This window comes from Dokdonella sp. (genome assembly GCF_019634775.1).
In the GTDB taxonomy this organism is placed as follows: domain Bacteria; phylum Pseudomonadota; class Gammaproteobacteria; order Xanthomonadales; family Rhodanobacteraceae; genus Dokdonella.
Map to the genome: position 1 here is coordinate 101425 of NZ_JAHCAS010000001.1, position 25143 is coordinate 126567.

The following is a 25143-nucleotide window of genomic DNA, read 5'->3' on the forward strand; positions in this document are numbered from 1 at the left end:
TTGTGGCTAGTACAAATATGATCTGTCAAGTGCCAGTGATGTGTGGCTGCTGCCTAGCACCTGAGTTAAGCCGACCTGCGTAGCGCAGGCAAATGCGTGGCAAGCTTTACCTGCCACGTAATTGCCGGAGCGAAGTAGGGTCGGCTTGAACGAATTGTTAGCTGCCTGTCCGGGCATCTAGCAACCTTAGCAGGGTTTGAAGTGCACTTGCGGGGTACTCGATGCTGATTGGAGTGGTTGCCAGCGGCGGCGGATCCTCGGCGTTACGTACGGATTCGGTCAAGCCGCTGGTGGTGCCGTAGATTGGGGCATTGACTGTGAATGCATTTGGCTTTGGAGGATTTCCGAGCAAGGCTTGATGCAGGATGGTTGCGTTGAGCAAGACCAATGCTGGGCCAGGATGCATGCCGTCGGAGGCGAACCAGCCCAAGGCGGGCGACGCTGTGCGAAGTGTTTGTAGCTTCTGAGAAATTTCAAGGTACGGTATACCGGCTTCGGCAGCCGCGGCAGACTCTGCTGCGACAAGGGAAACCGATGCTGCTGGGTTGTCTTGGTAGGTTCCGAGTAGATACGTCTTGGCGCCAGCCTTTTTGGCAAGGGCGACGATTGCCTGAATGGTTTGCCGCGAATCTGAGCATGAGTTAGGGCCGAACGAGCACAAGAGGTCACCACCGCGCTCCTGCAGCACAATAGCTGTATAGCGCTTCGCAGCCAAGGCTCTGGCAATGGAGCCATCATTGAAGCGCTGGGTGAGAGTTGCGCCGCCTTTGACGATCATATCGCTTGATATTTCGACGCCGTTTGCATGAGCTAACGCATCGAACACCGCAGGTGTATTTCCCACATATGTGAGACTGTTTCCGACAAACAAGACCGAATGGCTGTGTGTTGATGTTCGCGTTGAATTGCCAGACGAACAAGCAGCAGTGAGGATTAGGAAAAGGAAACACAAGATGCGCATAGGTCTCCAAAAGGCAGCTAACGCCGCAGTTCAGCGGCCGCGTAACCACGTGTCCAGCGCGACGCACGTGCGGCGCGCGCGACGCCGTATCACGGTCCGCTGCAACTGCTTGTTAGGCGGCTGGCACAACACTGAATGCCTCTCGAGGCGGTAGTTGCTGGTTCTGAAACGTGCGCACGCTCCTGCGTCCGAAGTAGTTGAAGAGCAAGAGCCCCATACGATCGCTGACAGGCCGACCCTCGAGTGGGTAAGCAAGAACCCAGCGATACGGACGCCCGTTTGAGTAGAACACCTGCAGCGAGGAATCGGCGCAAAGAAGCGAGCGGACGATGAACCGCCCCGGGAAACGTGGAGGCTCCAACTCTTGAGAGAATGGAGCCATGAACACGTCGAAGAAGTTTTCCCCTGAGGTCCGCGAGCGTGCAGTCCGGATGGTGCTGGAGCATCGCGGAGAGTACCCGTCGCTGTGGACGGCCGTGGAGTCGATCGCCCCCAAGATCGGCTGTGTGCCGCAGACGCTGCTGACGTGGGTGAAGCAGCACGAGGTCGATGCAGGGACGCGCGATGGCGTGACGACCGCGGACGCCAAGCGGATGAAGGAGCTGGAGCGCGAGAACAGGGAACTGCGCCGGGCCAACGAGATCCTGAAGCTGGCGAGTGCTTTTTTCGCCCAGGCGGAGCTCGACCGCCGGCTGAAGCCCTGAGGACGTTTGTCGCCACGCACCGGAGCACATTCGGGGTCGAGCCGATCTGCAGGGCCTTGCAGATCGCCCCGTCCGGCTACCGGCGACACGCGGCCCGCCATCGCGAGCCTGAGCGACGCCCGGCGAGGGCGAAGCGCGACGAGGCCCTGATTCCGGAGATCCACCGGGTATGGCGGGCCAACCTGCAGGTCTATGGCACCAACAAAGTGTGGCGACAGCTCGGCCGCGAGGGCATCACGGTGGCTCGATGCACGGTCGAGCGACTGATGCGCCAGCAGGGCCTGCGCGGCGTGATGCGCGGAAAAGCGGTGCGAACGACGATCAGTGATCGCAACGTGCCGTGCCCACAGGACAAGGTGAACCGGCAGTTCCGCGCCGAACGGCCGAACCAGCTGTGGGTGTCGGACTTCACCTACGTTTCGACCTGGCAGGGCTGGCTGTACGTGGCCTTCGTCATCGACGTGTTCGCCCGCCGCATCGTGGGCTGGCGGGTCAGCGACTCGATGCGGACGGACTTCGTACTCGATGCGCTGGAGCAGGCGCTGTACGCACGCCAGCCGGAGCGTGACGGCACGCTGATCCATCACAGCGATCGGGGTTCGCAGTACGTGTCGATTCGCTACAGCGAGCGGCTCGCCGAAGCGGGCATCGAGCCGTCCGTTGGCAGCCGAGGAGACAGCTATGACAACGCGCTGGCCGAGACCATCAACGGGCTCTACAAGGCCGAACTGATCCACCGCCGTGGCCCCTGGAAGACGAAGGCGGCGGTGGAACTGGCGACGCTGGAATGGGTGTCGTGGTTCAACACCCAGCGCCTCCTCGGATCGATCGGGCATATCCCGCCGGCAGAGGCTGAGGCAAACTACTACCGGCAACTCGCCGAGAGGCCCGTTGCCGAGCTGGTCTGACTTAAACCAAACAGCCTCCACGAAAGCCGGGGCGGTTCACGAAACCGAGACAATCTTCCACGATTTGCGCATAGCTCATGCGCGGCGTGTTGTAGTCCCACGGCGCGCCATGCCAATCGCCGGCGTAAGGGTAGAGCCCATAAGCTTCGGCCTCAATCGCGACGTCAAAGCCCGTGGCGCTGGCCGCGGGGAACTTCAGCGTGCGCTTGCCGGATGGCTCGGAGATCCATTGATGCACAAGTGCTGGATAGCCAGCAATGACGCGCTGAGCCATTTCGAAGAATGTTTCAGGCAAAGATGCCGCCGACATGGTTGCCGCCTAACACCTGAGTTAAGCCGAACTGCGTAGCGCAGGTGACGGCGTGGCAAGCTTAACCTGCCACGCCGTTGCCGTAGCGAAGCAGTTTCGGCTTGAACGAATTGTTAGGCGGCGTACCTAGAAGTATCCGCCCTCTGCCTCTAGCCACATCTGATATCCCTCTAGCTCCTCGGTGTTCACTGACGACTGTTGAACAAACGTGGCTTCCCAGCCAGAGAAGCTCTGATTGGATACGGGGAGGTGCCCCATGCCCAAGGGTTCCTCCTCCCGTTTGTCTACGCCCGCCATGTACAAGGTGGACTCATCAATGTGCGAGGGAGGTGCGGGATACACGTTGCTGTAGATGCGAATGTGTACGCCATGGTCGTCCACTTTTAGGATCTTGAGCGGGACAAACCTGCCGTTCTCTTGTGGAGTCACGTAGAGACCGCCCTCAAGCCACTGACCTGCCGCAACTGGCGAGGTGGCAACTGCGGAGCCGAACAGAACTGCGAATAGCCTTTTGAGCATGATTAGCCGCCTAACACCTGAGTTAAGCCGAATTGCGCAGTGGCAACGGCTGCGTGCTAGCGTAGCGTAAGCACGCAGACGGTGCCACGAAGCAATTTCGGCTTGAACGAATTGTTAGGCATCAATCCCACCACGCAATAAGAGCGGAATCTCTGTCTGCTTGCGGTAACGAGTCACCAAGTGCATCTGAGTCCGCAGGCCCAATCTCATCGGGCTGAAGATCCGCAATAGCTGTGCGCAACGCTTCAGGCGTCACGTTGCCTGTAACTACTACGGTATCCGAGAACGGCCATGCGTCATCGCCTGGGTCGAGCTCAGTGATTAGGGCATACACCGCCGAAACATCAGGCCGTTGCAGGAGCCCCACCAATGTATCGCGGAACAACCCAATGCCTGGGTGAGGGTAAAGATTGCAGCCGATCGAGCCTTCATCGTCGTTTCCGTCAAAGAACTTGTCTATCGGAACTAACTGGGGTTCTGGCTGGCTCTCGAGCTGCTTCTTCAAGGCGTCGCTCTTTGCTTGGTCCACGGAAATCCCTCTATTGATGCCTAACTACAAGTAGACCCCGAATCCGAGGTGTAGCATGGATCGTTCAGCATCGGCGCGGTGCGCGTCAAGCGGCTTTCCTGCATGAAATCAATCCTTTGTCCGATTCCAGGGGCGACGGATTTCACTGAACGTCCCTGCGTTGTCGACGGATGCGGGGTGTTATGGAATATCACGATGGATCGGAGGGATAGCAAGTGGTGCGGCGGACCGGCCCGCTCGGCGCCTGTTCGACGAGATTCGGCGCATATTGCGGCTCAAACACTACAGCTTGCACACCGAACGGGCGTACACCGGATGGATCCGCAGGTTCATCCTTGCCAGTGGCCGTCGACACCCTCGGGAGTTGGGGGCGGCGGAGGTTGAAGCCTTCCTGAGCGGACTGGCCGTGCAGGGTCGCGTGGCGGCGAGCACGCCGAACCAGGCGTTGTCGGCGATCCTGTTCCTGTACCGCAATGTCCTTCGGATCGACTTGCCATGGCTGGAAGGCGTGGTGAGGGCGAAGCGGCCGCGCAAGCTGCCGGTGGTACTTTCGAGCGGCGAGCTGCATGGTTTGCTGGCGGCTGTGGGCAGGCGAACCACGAAGCACCCCTCTTCCACAGGCGCACCTTCAGCAGCGCTTCCCCTTCGTGTGCCCCCGTGTCGAAGAGCACCGCCCGTAATCGGGCCCCTGCGGAACTTGGGATCAGCCCTCCTCCGCCGGCACCCACTCGCCTTCGGGGGAGCAGCGCCAGGCGACGTCGCTGATGACTTGGCCATCCGCTCCGAAGCTGCGTTCGCGCAGGTAGGGCGCTTCTTCGACGTGGTGCAGCACGAGCGTGCTGGCGCGCGTGCCGTAGCGCGTGCCGGTGATGTACACCGGCGCGAGCAGGCGCTCGAGTTCGGCACCGACGCCGGTATCGGGCAGGTCGGCATCGGCCGGCTGCCAGCGGTCGGCGAGCAGGCCGAGCAGGGTCTTGTCATCGGCCAGGCCGCGCCGCGTCGCTTCGACGAAACGCTCGCGCAGGCGCCGCGCCTTCGGCCAGTCGGACAGGCCGGGGCCATTGCTGAGCACGTGCACGCCGCGCGCGAGGCGACTGCATGTCGCACTGGCGCCTTCGACCAGCCACGCCGTGCCAGCTTCGCCGAGCACGAGATTGAACGGCCCGAACTGATCGCGTACGGCGACGATGCGTTCGGCGTATTCGCCGGCTTCATCGGCACCGACCACGAAATCGCGCACCAGCGCACCGCGCGAACGCGGCGCGCTTGCCGGCAGGCCACTGCGCAGGTTGGTCACCGCGGCGAAACGCCCGTCGTTGCGCTGCGCCAGCCAGCTGCCATGGGCGACGAGATCGCGACCACCGACGACGTCCGCTGCCTCGCGCCACGGCGCCGCCACGGCACTGGCGCGCGTATGGAATTCGTCACGGTTGCCAAGCAGGACCAGCGGCCAATCGGGGAAACATTCGACGGCGACGAGCAGGAGGCACATGACGGCGGTTGTGGTGCCGCGACCGATCAGCCGGCCGGTGCGGAAGCTTCGAGCTTGCGCTCGATGGTGGCCAGACGTGCATTGCCCGGATCGAGTTCGCGCGCGGCCTTGAGTGCGCGCACGGCATCCTCGCGGCGCTGGTCGGCGATGCGCGCATCGGCTTCGTCGAGCCAGGCGCCGACGAGGCGTTCGCGCATCGCAGTCGCCGCGGTGTCGGACGGCGCGAGCTGGCGGTACGCCTCGTACATCGCCCGCGCGCGCGGCAGCGATTTCGCCGCCAGCGCCTCGTCGTACAGCGTGCGTGCGCGCGCCGGCAGGCGCGCCATGCCGTCGAGTGCGGCGCGGTTGTCGCCGTCGATGGCGAGCGCGGCGCGGTACTTGTCATAGGCCGAGTTGCCAGGCGGTTCGATCAGCCGGCCGGCCTCGACCGCAGCGAGGGCTTCCGCGACGAGCTTGCCGACGCGCTCGACATCGGCCGGTGTCAGCGTCGGCCGGGATGCCGCGATCGCCAGGCGCTCACGCAACTCGCGCAACTCGATGCGCGCGGTGCGTAGCTCGGCGAGGTCGGGGGAAAGGCGCGCCGCTTCGTTGAGCAAACGCTCCGCCGCGCCGGGATTACTGTCCTCGACCGCGGCACTGGCCTGCACGACGAGGGCCTGGGCGACGCGGCGCAGGCCAGCCTGGGCGCGTGCATTGCCCGGCTCGCGCGCGAGCACCGACTCGAACACGGCCTGCGCGGAATCCGCGGTGCCGCTCACGCGGCCGGCGCGCAGCCGGCTTTCGGCGCGCGCGAGATCCTGTTCGATCGCCTTGGCCGCGTCGTCACGCGCGCGTCCGAGGCGGGCGCGCAACTCCGGCAATCCGGCATGGCCGGGCAGGATGCGGGCGATCTCCTCGGCCAGCCGGTTGGCCTCCTCAAGGTCGCCGCCATCGAGCGCCGTGCGCGCCTGCGCATCCAGACGTTCGCCACTGCGCGCGAGGCCGGCACGCGCGACGGCATTGCCAGGATCGGCCGACAGTGCACGCTGGTACAGCGCCACGGCGCCGTCATCACCAAGCACGCGGCCGGCGTCGAGCGCATCGCGCGCCGAGCTGACCAGTCCCTCCACCTCGCTGCCGCGCGATTCAGCGGCCACGATCGAACGTGCCAGCTCCTCGACCGCGCTGCCACCACCGAGCAGTTCACGCGCCGAGGCCAGCGCCGCGCGCGCGCCTTCGGAATCGTTCGCTTCGAGCGCGGTTCGCGCACGCGCGAGCAGGCGGTCGGCGACCTCGCCGAGTCCGCGGCGCGCGATGTCGTTGTCGGGGTCGAGCGATCGGGCGCGCTGGAACAGCTCGCGCGCGCTCTCGCCGGCGCTGCCGTCGAGACGGTCCGCGGCGAGCGCCTGCTGCGCGCGGGCGAGGATGTCGTTGAGCTCGGTGCTCGGCAGCATCGCGCGCAGGCGATCCTGGTATTTCCACACCGAGAAGCCGGCCACGCCGACCAGCACGCAGGCAAGCGTCACCCACAGCGACATGAGGCTGCGCCGCGCCGGGCGTGCCGCCACCCGTGCGCGACTGGCGCGCTGGATGTGCTGGTCGGTGGCGGCGGCGATCTCGTCGAGGCGGCCAAGCGAAGGTTCGGCGCGATGCCGCGCGCGCATTTCCACCGGCGATGGCCGCGAGGAGATGCGCGTTGGCGTCACTGCTCCTCCATTCGCATCGCGACGGAAGCCAGGCGGCTCGCCAGCGAGTTCGGGCAATTCGCCTGACGTGATCGCCTGTTCGAAACGCGCGATCGCCGCGGCGGCTTCGGCGCCAGTCTGGAAACGCTCGGCCGGTTCCTTGGCGAGCAGACGATCGATCAAGGGCTGCAGCACGGCCAGCGTCCCCGCCAGCACCGGCACGGGCTGGGTGATGTGCATGATGCCGACCGCGAGCGAGTCCTCGGCGTGGTATGGCACGCGACCGACCAGCATCTCGTAGAGCACGACGCCGAGGCTGTAGAGGTCGGAGCGTCCGTCGATCGGCCGGCCGCGAGCCTGCTCGGGACTCATATAGTGCGGCGTGCCGACCACCGCACCGGTGCGCGTCATGCGCGTCGACGAATCATTGGCGCGAGCGATGCCGAAATCGGTCAGCGCAGCCGAACCATCGTCACGCAAAAGGATGTTGTCGGGCTTGATGTCACGGTGGATGAAACCCTTCTGCTGCGCGTAGTTGATCGCGGTGGCGATCTCGCGGATCACGCGCAGCGCAAAGGGCACGCTGCGAGGCCGGCCGTCCTTGCCCAGTACCGGGCCACCAGCGAGGTACTCCATGGCGATGTAGTGATAGTCACCGGCACGGCCGACGTCGTGGATGCCCACGACATGGCGATGGTGCAGGCGCGCGGCGATCTTTGCCTCACGCAGGAAGCGCTCGCCGAAACTCGGATCCGCCAGCAGAGCCGGTGACATGACCTTGAGCGCGACTTCGCGATCCACCGATTCCTGGATGGCGAGATAGACCGTGGCCATGCCGCCACGGCCGAGCTGGCGCAACAGGCGGTATCCGGGAATCTCGATCACGGGCGGTCCGTATCCAGGGCATCGGCCCGCGCTGCGGGCGAGGTGCCTAGCATATCAGGCGCTTGCGGCCCGCCAGCCGTTCCCTGGCCTGCCCCGATCAAACCCTGCACGGTCGAATCGGCTGCTGCCGCCCCAAATCCCCGGGGAATTGCTTCGTTCGCGGCAGACAAGAATCGAGCCCCTTTTACGCCAGGCGGCGTGCCTCGATCACGTTTGGCACGGCAAGGATGCGTGCGAGCAAGGCCGAGAGCTGGCCGAAATCAGTGACGCGCAGGCTGAAGTGCATCGCAACCTCGCCACTGGCGGCGTCGACCCGTGCATTGATCGCGACCATGTACACATTGGCCGCGGCGATGACATTGGTGACGTCCTTGTGCAGCGACTTGCGATCGTAGGCACGCACGAGCACGTCGACCTCGTAGGACTGCCCGGCGCCGCCGCCCCAGTCGACTTCGACCACGCGCGCCGGGTCACGCTCGCGCAGGCGCGCGAGCTGCGCGCAGTCGGCGCGGTGCACGCTGACGCCACGCCCGCGCGTGATGAAGCCGAGCACCGGATCACCGGGCAACGGCTGGCAACAACGCGCGAGCGCAGTCATCAGGTTGCCGACACCGTCGATGACCACGGCATCACGCCCCCGCGGCGGCGGTCGCGGCGCCTTCGGCTGGCTGCGTTCGCGCGGCGCGACCTGCTCGTGCAGCGCGCGCGCGACCTGGGTCGCGGTGATGTCGCCGAGGGCGAGGCCGACGTGGACCTCGTCGAGGGTCTGCAGATCGAGCTGGGCCGGCAGCCGTTCGAGATCGACCGCACCAAGAGCAAGGCGGCGCAGTTCGCGTTCGAGCATGGCGCGGCCGGCGGCGAGGTTCTGCTCGTGATCGATGCGCTTGAACCAGGTGCGTACCTTCTCGCGGCCACGATGGGTGTTGAGGTAGCCGTGATGCGCGGACAGCCAGTCGCGGCGCGGCTCGGACACCTTGCCGGTGAGGATCTCGATGCGGTCACCGCTGGCCGGCTGGAAGTTGAGCGGCACGATGCGCCCATCGACCTTGGCGCCGCGACAGCGGTGGCCGACATCGGTATGGATCGAGTAGGCAAAATCGAGCACGGTGGCGCCACGCGGCAGGTCGATCACCTGTCCCTTCGGCGTCAACAGGTAGACACGATCCTCGATGACATCGGTGCGAAAACCAGCCAGCAGGGCCGCATCGTCGTCGGCCGGATCCCGCGCCTCTAGCAGCTGACGCATCCAGGCGATCTTGCGCTCGAAGCTTGCGTCACCGCCTCCGCCTTCCTTGTAGCGCCAATGCGCAGCGACGCCGAGCTCGGCGTGCGCATGCATGTCGGGCGTGCGGATCTGCACCTCGAGCGTGCGCCCACCGGGGCCGATCACGGCGGTGTGCAGCGATTGGTAGTTGTTGCCCTTCGGCTGCGCGATGTAGTCGTCGAACTCGCCGGCGACGAACGGCCACAGGCCATGCACGACGCCGAGCGCGGCGTAACAGGTCGCCACGTCGGCTACCAGCACGCGCAGGGCACGGATGTCGTGGAGCGCGGCGAAATCGCCACCCTTGCGCTGCATCTTCCGCCAGATCGAATAGATGTGCTTCGGCCTCCCGGCAACATCAGCCTCGATGCCCGCGGCTCGCAGGGCTTCGCCGAGTTCCTTGCGCGCAGCCGCGATCCAGGCCTCGCGGTCGCCACGGCGCTCATCGAGCAGATCGGCGATGCGCCGATACGTGTCCGGCTGCAGATAGCGGAAGGCGAGGTCTTCCAGCTCCCACTTGAGCTGCCAGATGCCGAGCCGGTTGGCCAGCGGCGCGTGGATGTCAATGGTGAGCTGGGCCAGGGCGCGCCGGCGCTCGTCATCGAGCGCGGCAGCGGCACGCATGCGTGCGAGCTGACGCGCGAGCAGGATGAAGACCACACGCAGGTCGCGCACGATCGCCAGCAGGAGGCGGCGCAGGCCTTCGGCACTGCCGCTGGTGCCGCTGCGCGTCGCATGCAACGACCACACCCGTTCGGCCGCGCGCTGGCCCTCGACCAGCCCGATGACTTCAGTACCGAACGGACGCAGTTCGGCCTCGTCTACGGCGATTCCGGCCGCTTGGGCCTCGTAGAGAAGGAGCGCCGCCTGTGCCGCTTCACCGGTGCCGAGCGTGGCGAGCAGGGCTTTGGTCGTGTCGCGCTCGGTCGCAGTGGCATTCCATGCCGCGCGCACGCCCGCATCGGCTGCGGCGAGCTTCGCATCGACGAAGTCGAGTGCGGCGACCTGAGCGGTGCGATCGTCGGAAGCAGCGTTCACGTCACTCCCGCTGGACGGACGCGGATCGCAGCAGCACGCCTGCTGGCGCCGCGCGGGAACCGGGAAATAGTCGGCGACGGATCGAAAGCCGTCGCCACCACATGCGCGGGATCAGTACGTGTACCAGACGCTATCGTCGAGATACCAGTCCTGCATCTCCTCCGTCACGCCGAAGGAGACAGCGAGATCCAAGCGCAGCGCCGCAAAGGCCTGCCTCGGTTGTCCGGCGGAGGAGGTGCCCCTGACCGAACGCGAGACGAGCACATGGGCAGGAGCATGGAACCCGTTGGTGAAACCAAGGCCCTGGCGCACGAACTGGGACGTCTGCACTCCAGTGTTCGGGAACAGCGGAACAGCCGCACAGAGGCCTGCCGGGGGCACCCAGTTGTCGTCGTAGTCAGTGCCCGACAACGGATCCAGCAGACACCACTCGACCGTCCCCGACAGCACGCTGTTGTTGTAGGCATCGACGAGCATGACATCGACCGACCGGAGCGACGCCGCACCGACTGCCTTCTGCACTTCGACGCGCACGAGAGAGACCTCGCGGCCCGATGCATGGCCAGGGAACTGCTTGGCGACCACCTTGAAGTTCTGGTGCGAGCCGGACGGCCAATCCTGAGGTGGCCGGATACCGGGCCCGGCATCGAAGGTGTCGCCTGGATAGTCGCCGAAGCCGCTGCCGAACAGACCGCGATCGGCATTCCACGCGGCGGCAGTGTCTCCCGGGAGTGCGGTCAGGCAACGCGTGAGCGGACTGGCGGGCGTCTGGACTTGGTCGGCGCGCATGGCGAACCCGGTCCCCGTGGGCAGGTATTCGAACGCACCGACCTTGAAGTCCGGAAACTTCCAGACATCAGCAGCAGCGCCCGACGCCTGGTAGCGTGGCTCGAAACCGAGATTGCCGACGGCGGACTGGACGTTGGCGCAGAACATGTGGCGATCGAGATAGGCCAGCACCCCGGTCACCCCGGGGCCCTTGCCCTCGTACTCGAACTGCACGTCGCCGGCGAGCGCCAGCGTGGCCTGATCGCCGGCAAGCATGTTGTTCAGGTCATTCGGGTTGCTGGTCGCCTGCCTGCCGCCGACCAGTACGGAAATCTCGGCATGCGCAAGCGGGGCGAGCGCAAGGGCCACAAAGGCGGCGAGGGAGGAGCCTGCCAAGGAACCAAAGCGATGTGTCATCGGTATATCCGGAAAAAACGGGATGCACAGTCCATGCACGATTCCTGCCACCCGACTCGGGCCAAACGGCGGGTCGATGCTAGACTGTACAGGCTGCAATTGTACCTGCTGACCGTATTCGATGCACCTGTTAACCTCCCGTTAGACAAAGGTTTTTTTCGTTTAGTCGATCACGTTGTCAAGGATTCAGGATGGCCTTACGCCCGAACGTCCTCATCGCGGTGCTAGCCGTGCTGCCCACCGCGCTGCCCGCCGCCGCTGCCGACCCGACCATCAGCCGCATCGAGGAACGCATGTCGATCGAGGAATTCAGGGCGGCCGGACTTGACCGTCTCGCACCTGAACAGCTCGAATACCTCAATCGCTGGCTCGGCTCGAAGGGCGTCGAAGCCGCAGCGCTGCCGATCCGCCAGCGCGACGGCAAGGTCGACTACTACCCGGATGAATCGGCACGCGAGATCGTCGAGTCACGCATCGTCGGCACGTTCAGCGGCTGGAGTGGACGCACCATCGTCACGCTCGAGAATGGCCAGAAGTGGCAGCAAAGCGAATCGGGCTCGCGCGGCGACGTCAACATGAGGAACCCCATCGTCATCGTCAAGCCGATGTCGATGGGCAGTTGGCTCATGATCGTCAAGGGCTGCAACTGCAGCGTCCGCGTCAAGCGCGTCGGCTGACCTTCAATCGTCTTCGGAGATATCGCATGTACTTCCCGCGTTTCCTCGCCGTCCTGCTGGCCACCCTTGCTGCCGCGCCAGGCGCTTTCGCGCAGAGTGCCCCAACCCTGGAGGAGCGCCTCAGCGAAGCCCAGTTCAAGGCGTTTGGCCTCGACAAACTCACGCCGGAGGAACTGCAGGGCCTCAACGCCTGGCTGCAGGGTGACGTCGCCTCCAGAGTGGCCGCAGCGGCACCTGCCGGCGACCGCGACTACGCGCGCGGCTTCAAACCGAAGGATTCCGAGCGCGTGCAGATCAAGGCCCAGCTCGTCGGCACGTTTCGTGGCTGGAGTGGCAATACCATCTTCAAACTCGACAATGGCCAGGAGTGGCAGCAGGCCGAAGGCGGTTCCTACAACGCGCAGACGGTCGAGAACGCCGAGGTCACGATCAAACCGAAGGCCTTTGGCAACTGGTTGCTCGTCGTCGAGCAGTGCCAGTGCCGCGTCGGCGTGCGTCGCATCAAGTAAACCTCAGCCAAGCGCCTCCAGCGCTTTCGCCAGGCGCTTGGGCGATACCGGTTCCGGGGTGCGCAGTTCCTGCGCGAACACCGACACGCGCAATTCCTCGACCAGCCAGCGCAGCTCGTCGAGCGCGCGCTGCTCGACGCCGACCTCGTTGCGACGCTTGAGCACCTCGCGCCAGTAGCGCTGCACGCCAAGCATGCGCGCCTGGTCGCGCGCCGGGTCCTGGCGCAGACGTTCGGCGCGCAGGCGCATGGCCTTGAGGTAGCGCGGGAAGTGCACCAGCCGCGGCGGTGGCGTCGTGCGCAGGAAACCCGGCGCGAGCAGTTCCTCGCGCTGCTCGCGCAGGTCGTCATAGTTGGCCTTGGCGAAACCGATCAGCGGTGGCTCCAGCCACGGCAGGAGTTCGGCGTGCGCATCGATGATCGCCTCGGCGAGTTCGAGGCGTTCGACCGCTGCCGGGAACAGCTCGGTGGCGAGAGCCGCCTTCAGGTTTTCGAACGCGCTGCGCGTGCGCACGTCGAGGTCATGCGCATCGAGCCGGCTGCGCAACGCCGCTTCGACGAGATCGGCGCGCAAGGCTTCGGCGCTGCCGAGCGCCGCCCAGCGCAACGCGACCGCATTGGCCAGGGGCAGTTGCCGACGCGCCTGCTTGATGCGATCGGCAAGTGCGCGCCGCAACAGGCGCTCGACCCCGAGCCGGTGCGCGGCAAAGGCTTCGTCGCGTTGCTCGAACACGCGCAGGGCGACGCTTTCGCCGAGGTCGACGAAGGCCGGGTACGCGTGCAGGCCGCCTGCGGAAACGATCGCGTCGGGAATCTCCTCGACATCGAAACCGGCGACGTCCTCGCGGGCGAGGTCCGCATCGGCACGCTGCGAGAATGCGACCCGCGCTGCACCCGCCCACTGCGCCTGGATCGCACCGAGGTCGCGCCCTTCGGCGAGCACGCGACCGCGCTCGTCGCTGACCACGTGGCGCATGCGCAGATGCGCCGGCAGCTCGACCGCAGCGAACTCGGCCGCATCGACGGCAACTCCGGTCACGCGCGCAAGGTATTGCGCAAGCGCCGTCGCCAGCGGCTTCGCGCGCGCACCTTCGTCAAGCGATTCGACGAAGGCACGGGCGAAATCCGGCGCCGGAACGAAATTGCGCCGCAGCGGTTTCGGCAGGCCGCGGATCAGTTCGGCGACCTTGCCGGTCAGCAAGCCCGGCACCAGCCAGTCGGCACGTTCGGTGGTGATCACGTTGAGCAGGGCGAGCGGCAGGTGCAGGCTGACGCCATCGGCAGGATCGCCCGGCACGAAACGGTATTCGAGGCGCAGGCGATGCCCGCCGATGGCCAGGTGGGTCGGGAAGTCCTCGGCGGCGGTACCGGTTTCGGCCGTCAGCACGTCGGCCAGCGACCAGCGCAACGCGGCCTGCTCGGCCGGACCAGCCTTGCGGTACCAGGCATCGAGCGCCGCGCTGGTGTGGATGTCGGCCGGCAGGCGGCCGCTGAAGAACGCGGCCAGTGCTTGCTCGTCGCGCACCAGCCCGGCACGACGCTGCTTGGCCTCGACCTCGTGTGCCTGGGCCAGCGTGCGTGCATTCGCGCGGATGAAGTCGGCCTTGGCGTCGAGATCACCGCGCACGAGCGCCTCGCGCACGAAGATTGCGTGTGCCGTGGCCGGATCCTGGCGGCCGAACTGCACGGGCCGGCGCTCGACCAGCACAAGGCCGAACAGCGTGACCTGCTCGTGGGCCATGACCGCGCCGCGCTTGCGCGACCAATGTGGGTCATGCCAGGTCCGCCGCACGAGATGTGCGGCCTGCTGCTCGATCCAGGCCGGCTCGATGCGCGCGCACTGCATCGCATGGACCTTGCCGATGTCGAGGATTTGCCCGGCCAGCAACCATTGTGGCGGCGATTTCGCCAGCGCAGATCCGGGAAAGATGCCGAAACGCCGTTCGCGCGGCCCGCGGTACTGGCTGCGCTCGTCCTTGCGCCCGACCTGGGTCGGCCAGCCACTCAGCAGGCAGCGGTGGATGGCGTCGTACAGGCCGGGATTGGCGGGCCGGGAGTCGGAATCGACGGCAACAGCTTGCCTTCCGCCAGCGTGCTTCAGCGATTCCGCACCTCCCGTCCCCGGCTCCAGCAGCAACAACTGCCGATGCAGCTCACGCCATTCACGCATGCGCAGGAACGACAGGAAACGTGCCTGGCACCAGTCACGCAGTTTCGATTGGGTGAGGTCGGCGTGTGCGGCATCGTAGGCGGCCCAGAGATTGAGCACACCGACGAAGTCGGACTTCGGATCGGCGAACTCGGCATGCGCGGCATCGGCCTGCTGGCGCGCGTCGGCCGGGCGCTCGCGCGGATCCTGGATGCTGAGGAAGGCGACCAGCACCAGCAGTTCGCGACGCACACCGAGCCGCGCGGACTCGACCAGCATGCGCGCCAGCGCGACGTCGACCGGCACCGCGGCGATCGCCCGGCCGATCGACGTGAGCCTGTAGCCGCCCCCGCGTGCGCCCGCCGCTTCCTCGATCGCTCCGATCTCCGCCAGCCGCCGATACCCATCCCCGATCGCCCGCTCCGACGGCGCCTCGACGAACGGAAACGCGGCGACGTCGCCGAGGTCGAGGCTCAGCATGCGCAGGATCACGCCGGCCAGCGAGGTGCGCAGGATTTCCGGGTCGGTGTAGCGCGGGCGCTGTGCGTAGTCGTCCTCCGCGTACAGGCGATAGCAGATGCCCGGACCGACGCGGCCGCAGCGACCCTTGCGCTGGTCGGCCGCCGCCTGCGAGATCGGCTCGACGTGCAGGCGTTCGAGCTGGCTGCGCTGGCTGTAGCGCTTGACACGCGCGCTGCCGGTGTCGACGACGTAACGGATGCGCGGCACGGTCAGGGATGTCTCGGCGACATTGGTCGCCAGCACGATGCGCCGCTGCGGCCCCGGGCGGAACACCCGGTCCTGCTCGCTCGTCGACAGGCGCGCGTACAGCGCGAGAACCTCGGTCTCGCGGTACTTGCGCCGCGCCAGGGCGAGATGGGTGTCGCGGATCTCGCGCTCGCCGGGCAGGAACACGAGCACGTCGCCACGCGGATCCTCGCGCGTGATCTCGTCGACCGCGGCGACTATGTCGGCGGATGCATCGCTTTCGCGACGTCGCGCGCCCTCGCCCTTCGCCGGGGCTTCACTGTCGGCGCTCTCGCGCGCACGCCAGCGCACCTCCACCGGATACGTACGCCCCTCCACCTCGACCACGGGCGCGTCGCCGAAATGCGCGGCGAAGCGTGCCGTGTCGATCGTTGCCGAGGTGACGATGAGCTTGAGGTCAGCGCGTTTGAGCAGCAGGCGCTTGAGGTAGCCGAGCAGGAAGTCGATGTTGAGGCTGCGCTCGTGTGCCTCGTCGAGGATGATCGTGTCATAGGCCGACAGCCAGGCGTCGCCCTGGGTCTCGGCGAGCAGGATGCCGTCGGTCATGAACTTGACCAGGGTGGCCTCGCCGACCTGCTCGGTGAAGCGCACCTGGAAGCCGACGAGGTCACCGACCGTGCTGCCGAGCTCGCCAGCGACGCGCCGCGCGACCGCGCGTGCAGCCAGGCGGCGCGGCTGCGTGCAGCCGATCATGCCCTGGCGGCCACGACCGGCAGCGAGGCAGAGCTTGGGCAACTGCGTGGTCTTTCCCGACCCGGTCTCGCCGGCCAGCACGACGACCTGGTGGGTGCGGATCAGTTTGACGATTTCCTCGCTGCGCGCGGCGATCGGCAGCGATTCGTCGACGCGCACCTCGGGCACGCGCGCGGCGCGCGCGGCAACCGCGGCGCGCGACACCTCGATGTCGGCGGCGAGCCGGTCGACCTCGCCTGCCTGCACTTCGGCTCCGGCCTTGGCCAGGCGGCGCCAGCGTCCGAGCAGCCGCCCGCGGTCGCGCGAGCGCGCGCCGTCGATGGCGGAACGAAGGTCGGACAGTCGGGGCATGGCGGGGCAAGCGGCGCAACGTCACGGCGGACCGTGCGCTCTGGTAATCCGTTCGGAAAGCCGCCATATGATAGCGACCACACTCACCACCACGGGAGTTCGATCATGGCCATCGACATCGGCATCTCGGCGAAGGACCGCAGGAAGATCAGCGAAGGACTCGCCAAGCTGCTCGCCGACAACTATTCGCTGTACCTCAAGACCCACGCCTTCCACTGGAACGTCACCGGACCGATGTTCAACAGCCTGCATGTGATGTTCGAGACGCAATACAACGAACTCTGGCTCGCCAACGACCAGATCGCCGAACGCATTCGCTCGCTCGACGTGTTCGCTCCTGGCTCATATTCGCAGTTCGCCAAGCTGACCTCGATCAAGGAGGAAAGCGGTGTGCCGGACTGGAAGGACATGGTCCAGCAACTGGTCGACGGTCACGAAACCGCCGCCCGCACCGGCCGCGCGGTGTTCAAGCTCGCCGATGCCGCCGACGATCAACCCACCGCCGACCTCATCACTCAGCGCCTCGAAGCGCACGAGAAGACCGCGTGGATGTTGCGCTCGCTGTTGAAGTAGCAAACACGACAAGGGCCAGCCATTCCTTCCCCCGCGAAGCAGGGGGAAGGAGTCGCTCGCGTTCGGCCAAACCGCACCACGACGGGAGGCCCTGCAGGAGCCCCTTCAGGGGCGATGCTTCTCTGGCGCTTCATGCGTGATCGCGACCCTGATCGCCCGTAAACGGGCTCCTGCAACAGCGCTCCTCGCGCGGCTTCAGTCGCGATCCGTCAACCCGCGTGACTCCTGGAACCGCTCGTCGATGTCCCGGCTGCCATGCATGACACGAACAACCTCGATGCCATATCGAGCCGGGTGAAGGACACGACGCAACGACCGAACGGAAGACTGCGGATGCCGGGCGCGAGCTCTTTGCGTTCGCGACCGATCTTCGGCTGTGTTGCCCACAGGGCAAGGCGCTCATCCAGGCGGTCCATCCAGCGGTCGGCTTCAAGCACGCTGTCCGCCGCGATGCAGCCCCATATCTCCAGAGTGAATCCGGCCCATGATGAGGGCCATCATCAGTCGTTCGGCAGCCAACCGCGCCCGTCAAGCCGTTCCCGGTGCACAGCTACAACTTCCGCCTCGGCGGCACCAGCAGATCGCCGAACAACAGACCGGCGACGAGGGCGATGAGCAGGGTCATCAAGGTGATGCCGGTATCGAGGCCGAGCAGGACGTCACGCTCGAACACGAAGCTCATGGTGCGGAAACCGACGCTGCCAGGGACGAGCAGGATGATGCCGGGTTCGCGGATCAACGCACCGGGGCGGCTGAACATGCGGGCGAATACGTTGCTCGATGCGCCGAGCACGAGGCCGCCGAGGAACACGCCGAATGCGGCCGATACGTAGGCGCCACCGGCGCGCGTGCAGATGTAGCCGACGATCACCGCCGCGATGACGATCGGATAGTGGCGCAGCGGACTGCGGAAGGTGATCGCGAATGCGAGCCCCGAGATCGGCACGACGACCCATTCGAGCCAGACCGGCACGGCCGGCGCAGGGGTCTGCATCGGCACCCAGCCGATCAGTGTGCACAGTTGCACCGCCGCGGCGGTGCCGAAGGCGAGTTTCAGCAAGGTCGTCATCGCGCCGGCCATGCGCGCGGTGCCGGAAATCAGATGCTGGCTCGACAGCTCGCGCACCGCGGTGGTCAGGCTCATGCCCGGCAACAGCACGATCAGGCTGGCGATCACCACCGACTTCACCTGGATGGGCACGATGTGCGTGGCGATGAAGATCGCCGCGAGCGTGGCGACGAGTGCGGAGATCGCCTCGAATGCCGCGGCGATGTTCGGGCGTCGCTGGGCCAGCACCGACGTCGCGCCGATGGCGAGGCCGATGACCGCGGCGGTCGCCACGCCGGCCCAGCCGGTCAGCAGGATCGCCGCCACACATGCCGAAGCGATGCCGTAGGCGACGACGCTGGCAAAGCGCGACAGCCGCGATTGTGGCGTCTCGCCGATCTGCAGCAGGCGCCGGTAGCCTTCGACGAGGTCGAGGCTGCCGTCGATGACGCGGTCGGCGATCTCGTCGACGATGCACAGGCGCTTGAGGTTGACCTCGCCCGGTGAGGCGCGCACGACCTGGGTGATCTCGGCGAGTGGCCTGCGCCCGCGTGCGCGATCGGCGAAGGACATGACGATCGACGTCGGCGTCGACAGCACGTCGCAAGCGAGGTCGAGACGCTGGGCGACGAGACTGATCGCCGCCTCGAGACGCGGCGCTGCGGTGCCGTACTCGTGCAGGCGACGCGCAAGTTCGACGACGAACTCGATGCGCGTGGTCAGTGGCGCGGTGCCGCTCATCCAAAGGCTCCCGGGAAGGCCGCGCATGATGCCTGCATCCGCGCGCGTGCGGCAGTGTCCATGGCGCCGCATGGGTGGGGAACTGATAGCCTTGGGGGTGCTCTGATCAATCCCGCAATGGCGTCATGACATTCGCAAGGTTTGCTGCGGGGTGGGCGTGGTGAAGTGCAGGCTGGTTGCCTGGGCGAGCCGCGCACGCCGCGCTGCGGGCCTTGCGGAAGTCACCCCATCATTGGGAATCAAATGGTTGGGGCCGTCCTGTCGAGCGCAGCTCGGCCTTGCGCCGGCTCGACAGACGGCCAGTCTGCCTTCGCCGTCGCGCCTTGATCTGCGCCCGCACAGGACGGTGACGCCGTTGTGGGATTGATCGGAGCATCATTGGGTAGCCCGACCGCGGCTGGCTTTCAACAACCGATCGACTGTTGAACGCCAGCCGCGATCGGCCAAAGCGGATTGCGCCTGGACCGATCGTGGACACAGCTTCGGCAACCCTCAACGGAGACGGCACGCGCGTGGTCGCCCGCGGCGACTGGACGCTGGTCGAGGTCGCGCGGCTGGCCGGGCTGGCGGCGCAGCTCAAGCGCCAGGCCGTGAGCGGGCTCGCGGTCGACGCGCGGGCGCTCGGCCGCATCGATACGGCGGGTGCGAGCGTGCTGCTCGACCTGGTCGATGGCGATGTCGCACGCATCGAGGCGCCACCGCCTGCCGCGGCACGCCTGATCGCCCGCGTGGCGAGCGCATACCAGGCCGAATCGCCCCCGGCGCGACCGACGAACGGACTTGCCGAGCGCGTCGCCCGCATCGGCCTTGCCGTGGAAACGCTCGGGCGCGACGCTCGTGCCCTGGTCGGTTTCATCGGCCTGGTCCTGTCGACCGGCCTGCGCGGCCTGCTCCAGCCGCGCCGCTGGCGGCCGACCTCGACCGTGTTCCACATCGAGCAGACCGGCTTCGACGCGCTGCCGATCGTTGCCCTGCTCTGCTTCCTGGTCGGCGCCGTGGTCGCCTTCCTCGGCGCAACCGTGCTCGAGGAATTCGGCGCCAGCATCTACACGGTCGAGCTGGTCGGCTATTCGTTCCTGCGCGAGTTCGGCGTGCTGCTTACCGCGATCATGGTCGCTGGGCGCTCCGGCAGTGCGTTCACCGCGCAGATCGGCTCGATGAAGGCGCGTGAGGAAGTCGACGCGATCCGCACGCTCGGCCTCGACCCGATCGACGTGCTGGTGATGCCGCGCATCCTCGCCCTGCTCGTCTCGCTGCCGATACTGACCCTGGTCGGCATGCTTGCCGGCATCCTCGGCGGCGCAGCCGTCTGCACGTTTGCCCTCGACGTTTCGCCGACCATGTTCTTCACCCGACTGCACGAGACCACCGAGGTGCGCCACTTCTGGGTCGGCATGTCGAAGGCGCCGGTGTTCGCTTTCCTGATCGCCGCCATCGGTTGCCTGGAAGGTTTCAAGGTGTCCGGCAGCGCCGAATCGGTCGGTACGCACACCACCTCGAGCGTGGTGCAATCAATCTTCGTGGTCATCCTCGTCGATGCGCTGGCCGCGATCTTCTTCATGGAGATCGAACTGTGAACGCCGTCGAGCCGGTCATCCGCATCCGCGGCCTGCGCAACCAGTTCGGCACGCAGGTCGTGCACGAGAACCTCGACCTCGACGTGCACCGCGGCGAGATCATCGGCGTGGTCGGTGGCTCGGGCTCCGGGAAGTCCGTGCTCATGCGCGCGATCATCGGCCTCGGCCATCCGGCTGCCGGCAGCATCCGCCTGTTCGGCGAAGAAGTGACGACGCTCGACGACGCCGGGCGCAGCGCGCTCGAACGCCGCTGCGGCGTGCTGTTCCAGAACGGCGCGCTGTTCTCGTCGCTGACCGTGGCCGAGAACGTTGCCGTACCGCTGGTCGAGCACCACGGCCTCGACCGCACGATCGTCACACGCCTGGCCGCCCTCAAGATCGCCCTCGCCGGCCTGCCCGCCGAGGCCGGCGCCAAGTACCCGGCGCAGCTTTCCGGCGGCATGGTGAAACGCGCCGCGCTGGCACGCGCGCTTGCGCTCGATCCGGACATCCTGTTCCTCGACGAGCCGACCGCCGGCCTCGACCCGATCGGTGCCGCCGCGTTCGATCGCCTGATCCTGACCCTGCGTGACGCGCTCGGCCTGACCGTGTTCATCATCACCCACGACCTCGACACGCTGTACGCGATCTGCGACCGTGTCGCCGTGCTCGCGCAGAAGCGCATCCTCGTCGCCGACACGCTCGACGTGGTCGAGCGTTGCGACGACGCCTGGGTACGGGATTACTTCCAGGGCCCGCGCGGCCGCGCCGCACGGCACGCGGCCGTGGTCGCAGCGGCACCGACCACCTGACGAGTCATCGACCATGGAAACCCGCGCCCACCACTTTTTGATCGGCAGCTTCGCCATCCTCGCCTTTCTGCTCGGCCTCGGTTTCGTGCTGTGGCTGTCGAAGACCGGTTCCGAACGCGAGTTCCGCTATTACGACGTCGTCTTCACCGAGGCCGTCACCGGCCTCTCCAAGGGCGGACTCGTGCAGTACAACGGCATCAAGGTCGGTGAGGTCGCGCAGTTGTCGCTCGATCCGAAGGACCCGCGCAAGGTGATCGCGCGCGTGCGCCTCGACGCCAGCGCGCCGGTCAAGAAGGACACCGTCGCCAAACTCGGTCTGCTCGGCGTGACCGGCACCGCCTTCATCCAGTTGAGTGGTGGCACGCCGTCAAGCCCGCGCCTGGAGGCAACCAGCGAAAGACCGATCCCGCTGATCGCAGCCGAAGAATCGGCGCTGGCCAGGCTGTTGGCCTCGGGCGAAGACATCGTGGTCAGCGTCAACGAGGCCCTGTTGCGCGTCGGCCAATTGCTGTCGGCCGAGAACGTGCAGCACGTCTCCACTACCCTGGCCAACATCGACGAGCTCGTCGCCACCGTATCCAGCCAACGCGACAACCTCGGCGAGGCCGTCGCCCAACTCGCCGACGCCAGCAAGGAACTCAAGGGCACGTTGCACACGCTCAACCAAATGGCCGGCACGACCAATCAGCTCGTGCGCGACGAGGCACGCGCGGTGTTGCAGTCGACCGACAAGGCGATCGCCTCGATCGAGCGCGTCGCAGTTTCCACCGAGAGCATGCTCGAGGAAAACCGCGCCGCGCTGTCGAGCTTCAGCGAGCAAGGCCTGCGTCAGGTCGCGCCGACCCTGGCCGAGCTGCGCGAGACCCTGCAGGCCTACAAGCAGCTCGGTGAACAGCTCGGCAATTCGAACTCGCTGCTGCTCGGCCGCGACCAACCGAGGGAGTACAAGCCGCGATGAGCCGTGTGATGCGTCCGTTCACGATCGTTGCCCTGGCCACACTGCTTGCCGGGTGTTCGGCACTGGGGGGCAAGCACACGCCGTTCTCGATCCACTCACCCAAGCTGTCGCCGTTTGCCCCGGCGGCCACCACGCCGGTCGACTGGCAGTTGCAGATCGCCCTGCCGCAGGCGAGCAGCGCGCTCGACAGCCCGCGCATCGCGGTGATGCCGCACCCGGGCGTGCTCGAGGTCTACCCGGCCGCGCGCTGGCGCGATCCGGCGCCACGCCTGTTGCGCAGCCTCGTCGTCGAGGCCTTCGATCTTTCCGGCCGCGTTGGCGGTGTCAGCGGCGCCAACGTCGGCCTCAGCGCCGACTACGCGCTGGCGATCGACCTCCGCGACTTCCAGGCCGAAGTCGGCCGCGACGGCACGCGCGCCGCGATCCGCCTGCAGGCCCGACTGTTCGACCTGCGCGGCAACCGCATCGTCGCCACGCGCGCCTTCGACGAAACCGCGGCGGCCGCGAACAGCGACGTCGGCAACGTGGTTGCCGCCTTCGAAACCGCACTCGCCCAGCTGATGCCCGAACTGGTGAACTGGACCATCACCAGCGGCAATGCGGCGTGGGCAGAAATGGCGAACAACGCATCCCCGTAGAAGCCATTCGGTTTCCCGACATCAATGCGCTGTAGGAAACGCCTTCAGGCGTGATGCGTTTTCCAGACATCAATGCGCTGCAGGAAACGTCTTCAGGCGTGATGCGTTTTCCAGACATCAATGCGCTGTAGGAAACGCCTTCAGGCGTGATGCGTTTTCCGGACATCAATACGCTGTAGGAAACGCCTTCAGGCGTGATGCGTTTTCCGGACATCAATACGCTGTAGGAAACGCCTTCAGGCGTGATGCGTTTTCCGGACATCAATACGCTGTAGGAAACGCCTTCAGGCGTGATGCGTTTTCCAGACATCAATGCGCCGTAGGAAACGCCTTCAGACGTGATGCGTTTTCCGGACATCAATACGCTGTAGGAAACGCCTTCAGGCGTGATTCTGTTTCTTTGGGGCGTTGTACGGCCAAGGCATCGCGGCTGAAGCCGCTTCCTACAGGCCGCTTCCTACAGGCCGCTTCCTACAGGCGCTTCCTGCGGGGCGGCCTCGATGCCTGTGGGAAACGCCTTCAGGCGTGATGCGTTTTCCGGACATCAATACGCTGTAGGAAACGCCTTCAGGCGTGATGCGTTTTCCGGACATCAATACGCTGTAGGAAACGCCTTCAGGCGTGATGCTGTTTCTTTGGGGCGTTGTACGGCCAAGGCATCGCGGCTGAAGCCGCTTCCTACAGGCCGCTTCCTACAGGCGCCTCCTACGGCCGCTTCCTACGCCGGCGCAAGCGGATACACCGGCGCGGCATCGAGACGCGCTGCGCAGACCTCGGCAAGGTCGATCAGGCGCAGGTCCGAACCCGGTGCGCCGACCAATTGCAGGCCGACCGGCAAGCCGTCGTCGAGTGTCCCCATCGGCAGGCTGATCGCCGGGCAACCGGCCAGGCTGGCAAAGGCGGTGAGATCGGCATCGTTCGCCCGCTCCCCTTCGGCGATCGCATACGGCCCATGCGGTACGCTCGGCAGCACGAGCACATCGATGGCCTCGAACAGGCGGCGCGCAAGCACGACGGCGCGATCGATCATGCGATCCGCAGCGGCGTAGTCGACCGCACTACGCGCCTGTGCATAGCCGAGCAATGCACGCAGGCGCGGTGACGGGCCGCGTGCCTCGTCGGCGAGGTCCTCGGCGAGTTCCAGAGCCAGTTCGGCTTCCATGACGAGCAAGCCGGCACGACGCATGCGGGTGAAGTCGTAGCCCGCCGTGTCGATGCGGCTGCGCTCGCCAAGTTCGCGTCCGAGCGTGTCGAGCGCGCGCGCGAACACGGCCTGCACGGCAGGTGCGACACCGATCGCGCCGAGGTCGGCGATGCAGCCGCTGCGCAGGCGACCCGGCTCCCAATCCGGCGGTGCCAGGGCGATGCGGCGCCGGCGCGAGCGCGGATCGTCGGGGTCGTAGGCATTGAGAACCTGCAGAACGAGGGCGAGATCCTGCACCGAGCGCGCGAGCAAGCCGACGCTGTCGAGCCGGCGCGCGCTCTTGACCACGCCGCGCATGGCGATCTCGCCGGGTGTCGGGCGCAGGCCGAACACGCCGCAGTGGCTGGCCGGGATGCGCGTCGAACCGAGCGTGTCGGTGCCGATCGCGAAGGCGCACTGGCCAGTAGCGACGGCAACCGCCGAACCCGCCGATGAACCGCCGGCGACGATGTCAGCACGCTGCGGATGCGCGATCGCGCCGCCCGGCGCGGTGATGCCGGCCGAACCGAGCGTGCCTTCGTCAAGCGACGTCTTGCCGAGGATCACCGCACCAGCCGCACGCAGGCGCGCAACCACGCCAGCGTCGCGCTCAACCGACCGCGCGCGCGTGCCCAGGCCGAGCGCGGTCGGCAGGCCGGCGACGTCGATATTGTCCTTCACCGCCACGGTCAGGCCGTCGAGACGACCGATCGGGCCTTGCGCCCGGCGCCGCGCATCGCTGGCCGCAGCGTCCTGCATGACATCGGGGGCAAGCGCGGTGAACGCGCGCAGACGCGGGTTCTCGCGCGCGATCGCCTCGGCATGCAGGGTGGCGAGCCGGCGCGCGTCGAGGCGCCCGGCAGCCATCCAGTGCAGCAACTGGAAAGCACTGGCGCCACGCAGTCGCGCATCGGCCAGCGGTTGGTCGTGATCGTTCATCGGCAGTCGCCATCCTGCAGTGGATGGCCGAGTATGCCGCAAGCGAATTGCCGACCACCCCGCGAAGCCGGACAATGCGCGACCGTACGT

The 25143-nt window shown here is 66.5% G+C and carries 21 protein-coding genes, 1 pseudogene and 1 other annotated feature; of the genes and pseudogenes, 9 read left to right on the forward strand and 13 right to left on the reverse strand.

Annotation, left to right across the window (positions count from 1 at the left end):
* Nucleotides 1–157 precede the first annotated feature (157 nt).
* The gene (locus KF907_RS00425) at nt 158–961 is read right to left on the reverse strand and encodes an SGNH/GDSL hydrolase family protein (protein WP_291216948.1); all 804 of its coding nucleotides are present in this window, start codon (nt 959–961) and stop codon (nt 158–160) included.
* A gap of 380 nt (nt 962–1341) precedes the next feature.
* Between KF907_RS00425 and KF907_RS00430 the strand changes: the two genes are divergently transcribed.
* Nucleotides 1342–2573, forward strand: a protein-coding gene (locus tag KF907_RS00430) for an IS3 family transposase (RefSeq protein ID WP_472843811.1) whose coding sequence is annotated in 2 segments (ribosomal slippage) — nt 1342–1630 and nt 1630–2573 — 1233 coding nt in all. Because the reading frame shifts where the segments join, the coding sequence is not laid out codon by codon here.
* Nucleotides 1620–1736 (forward strand) — a sequence feature (AL1L pseudoknot). It overlaps the preceding gene by 117 nt.
* 1 nt (nt 2574) lies before the next feature.
* On the opposite strand, the gene KF907_RS00435 is transcribed toward KF907_RS00430, so the two are convergent.
* From KF907_RS00435 to KF907_RS00445, 3 genes are all read right to left on the reverse strand, one after another.
* Nucleotides 2575–2883: a hypothetical protein gene (locus tag KF907_RS00435; RefSeq protein WP_291216951.1), complete on the reverse strand. Its 309-nt coding sequence runs from the start codon at nt 2881–2883 to the stop codon at nt 2575–2577.
* Nucleotides 2884–3009: 126 nt separating this feature from the next.
* The gene (locus KF907_RS00440) at nt 3010–3402 is read right to left on the reverse strand and encodes a hypothetical protein (RefSeq protein ID WP_291216953.1); all 393 of its coding nucleotides are present in this window, start codon (nt 3400–3402) and stop codon (nt 3010–3012) included.
* 121 nt (nt 3403–3523) lie between these two features.
* Nucleotides 3524–3907, reverse strand: coding sequence for a hypothetical protein (locus tag KF907_RS00445; protein ID WP_291216954.1), 384 nt, complete (start codon nt 3905–3907; stop codon nt 3524–3526).
* A gap of 268 nt (nt 3908–4175) precedes the next feature.
* Between KF907_RS00445 and KF907_RS00450 the strand changes: the two are divergent.
* Nucleotides 4176–4511 (forward strand): annotated as a pseudogene (locus KF907_RS00450) (phage integrase N-terminal SAM-like domain-containing protein); the annotation flags it as partial.
* Nucleotides 4512–4634: 123 nt separating this feature from the next.
* On the opposite strand, the gene KF907_RS00455 reads toward KF907_RS00450, so the two are convergent.
* From KF907_RS00455 to KF907_RS00470, 4 genes are all read right to left on the reverse strand, one after another.
* Nucleotides 4635–5423, reverse strand: coding sequence for an NRDE family protein (locus KF907_RS00455; RefSeq protein WP_291216955.1), 789 nt, complete (start codon nt 5421–5423; stop codon nt 4635–4637).
* Between the two features lie 26 nt (nt 5424–5449).
* Nucleotides 5450–7972, reverse strand: a complete 2523-nt coding sequence (locus tag KF907_RS00460; RefSeq protein WP_291216958.1) for a serine/threonine-protein kinase — start codon at nt 7970–7972, stop codon at nt 5450–5452.
* A 184-nt stretch (nt 7973–8156) separates the two neighbouring features.
* Entirely contained in the window at nt 8157–10274 is a 2118-nt protein-coding gene (locus tag KF907_RS00465; RefSeq protein ID WP_291216960.1) for a RelA/SpoT family protein, read from the reverse strand.
* A 111-nt stretch (nt 10275–10385) separates the two neighbouring features.
* The gene (locus KF907_RS00470; RefSeq protein ID WP_291216963.1) at nt 10386–11459 is read right to left on the reverse strand and encodes a hypothetical protein; all 1074 of its coding nucleotides are present in this window, start codon (nt 11457–11459) and stop codon (nt 10386–10388) included.
* A gap of 191 nt (nt 11460–11650) precedes the next feature.
* Between KF907_RS00470 and KF907_RS00475 the strand changes: the two genes are divergently transcribed.
* Both KF907_RS00475 and KF907_RS00480 read left to right on the forward strand, forming a co-directional pair.
* Nucleotides 11651–12136 carry a hypothetical protein gene (locus KF907_RS00475; RefSeq protein WP_291216966.1) on the forward strand — a complete coding sequence of 162 codons (486 nt, stop codon included), beginning with the start codon at nt 11651–11653 and terminating at the stop codon, nt 12134–12136.
* Nucleotides 12137–12162: 26 nt separating this feature from the next.
* A complete protein-coding gene (locus KF907_RS00480; protein ID WP_291216969.1) occupies nt 12163–12645 on the forward strand; it encodes a hypothetical protein in 483 nt (160 codons plus the stop codon).
* Nucleotides 12646–12648: 3 nt separating this feature from the next.
* Here KF907_RS00480 and hrpA read toward each other — a convergent pair whose 3' ends face one another.
* Entirely contained in the window at nt 12649–16605 is a 3957-nt protein-coding gene (gene hrpA, locus KF907_RS00485) for an ATP-dependent RNA helicase HrpA (RefSeq protein WP_291216971.1), read from the reverse strand.
* A gap of 105 nt (nt 16606–16710) precedes the next feature.
* Here hrpA and KF907_RS00490 point away from each other — a divergent pair, with 105 nt between their 5' ends.
* Complete coding sequence (locus KF907_RS00490) at nt 16711–17178, forward strand: Dps family protein (RefSeq protein WP_291216974.1); 468 nt, start codon at nt 16711–16713, stop codon at nt 17176–17178.
* Between the two features lie 209 nt (nt 17179–17387).
* Here KF907_RS00490 and KF907_RS15400 read toward each other — a convergent pair whose 3' ends face one another.
* Nucleotides 17388–17648, reverse strand: a complete 261-nt coding sequence (locus KF907_RS15400; protein ID WP_472843843.1) for a type II toxin-antitoxin system RelE/ParE family toxin — start codon at nt 17646–17648, stop codon at nt 17388–17390.
* An 80-nt stretch (nt 17649–17728) separates the two neighbouring features.
* Nucleotides 17729–18967 carry a threonine/serine exporter family protein gene (locus tag KF907_RS00495; protein ID WP_291216976.1) on the reverse strand — a complete coding sequence of 413 codons (1239 nt, stop codon included), beginning with the start codon at nt 18965–18967 and terminating at the stop codon, nt 17729–17731.
* A gap of 470 nt (nt 18968–19437) precedes the next feature.
* Here KF907_RS00495 and KF907_RS00500 point away from each other — a divergent pair, with 470 nt between their 5' ends.
* The 4 genes from KF907_RS00500 to KF907_RS00515 are packed head-to-tail and all read left to right on the forward strand — an operon-like array spanning nt 19438 to nt 22931.
* Nucleotides 19438–20544 (forward strand): MlaE family ABC transporter permease, encoded by a 1107-nt coding sequence (locus KF907_RS00500; RefSeq protein ID WP_291216979.1) that lies wholly within the window; start codon nt 19438–19440, stop codon nt 20542–20544.
* A complete protein-coding gene (locus KF907_RS00505; protein WP_291216982.1) occupies nt 20541–21335 on the forward strand; it encodes an ABC transporter ATP-binding protein in 795 nt (264 codons plus the stop codon). Before KF907_RS00500 ends, KF907_RS00505 begins: the two co-directional genes overlap by 4 nt.
* Nucleotides 21336–21348: 13 nt before the next feature.
* Complete coding sequence (locus KF907_RS00510) at nt 21349–22293, forward strand: MlaD family protein (RefSeq protein WP_291216984.1); 945 nt, start codon at nt 21349–21351, stop codon at nt 22291–22293.
* Between the two features lie 8 nt (nt 22294–22301).
* Nucleotides 22302–22931, forward strand: coding sequence for an ABC-type transport auxiliary lipoprotein family protein (locus tag KF907_RS00515; protein WP_291216987.1), 630 nt, complete (start codon nt 22302–22304; stop codon nt 22929–22931).
* Here the strand turns inward: KF907_RS00515 and KF907_RS00520 are convergent.
* Both KF907_RS00520 and KF907_RS00525 read right to left on the reverse strand, forming a co-directional pair.
* Nucleotides 22879–23289 (reverse strand): hypothetical protein, encoded by a 411-nt coding sequence (locus tag KF907_RS00520; RefSeq protein ID WP_291216991.1) that lies wholly within the window; start codon nt 23287–23289, stop codon nt 22879–22881. The two genes, KF907_RS00515 and KF907_RS00520, sit on opposite strands and share 53 nt — an antisense overlap.
* Nucleotides 23290–23649: 360 nt before the next feature.
* Nucleotides 23650–25053, reverse strand: a complete 1404-nt coding sequence (locus KF907_RS00525) for an amidase (protein WP_291216993.1) — start codon at nt 25051–25053, stop codon at nt 23650–23652.
* Nucleotides 25054–25143 lie beyond the last annotated feature (90 nt).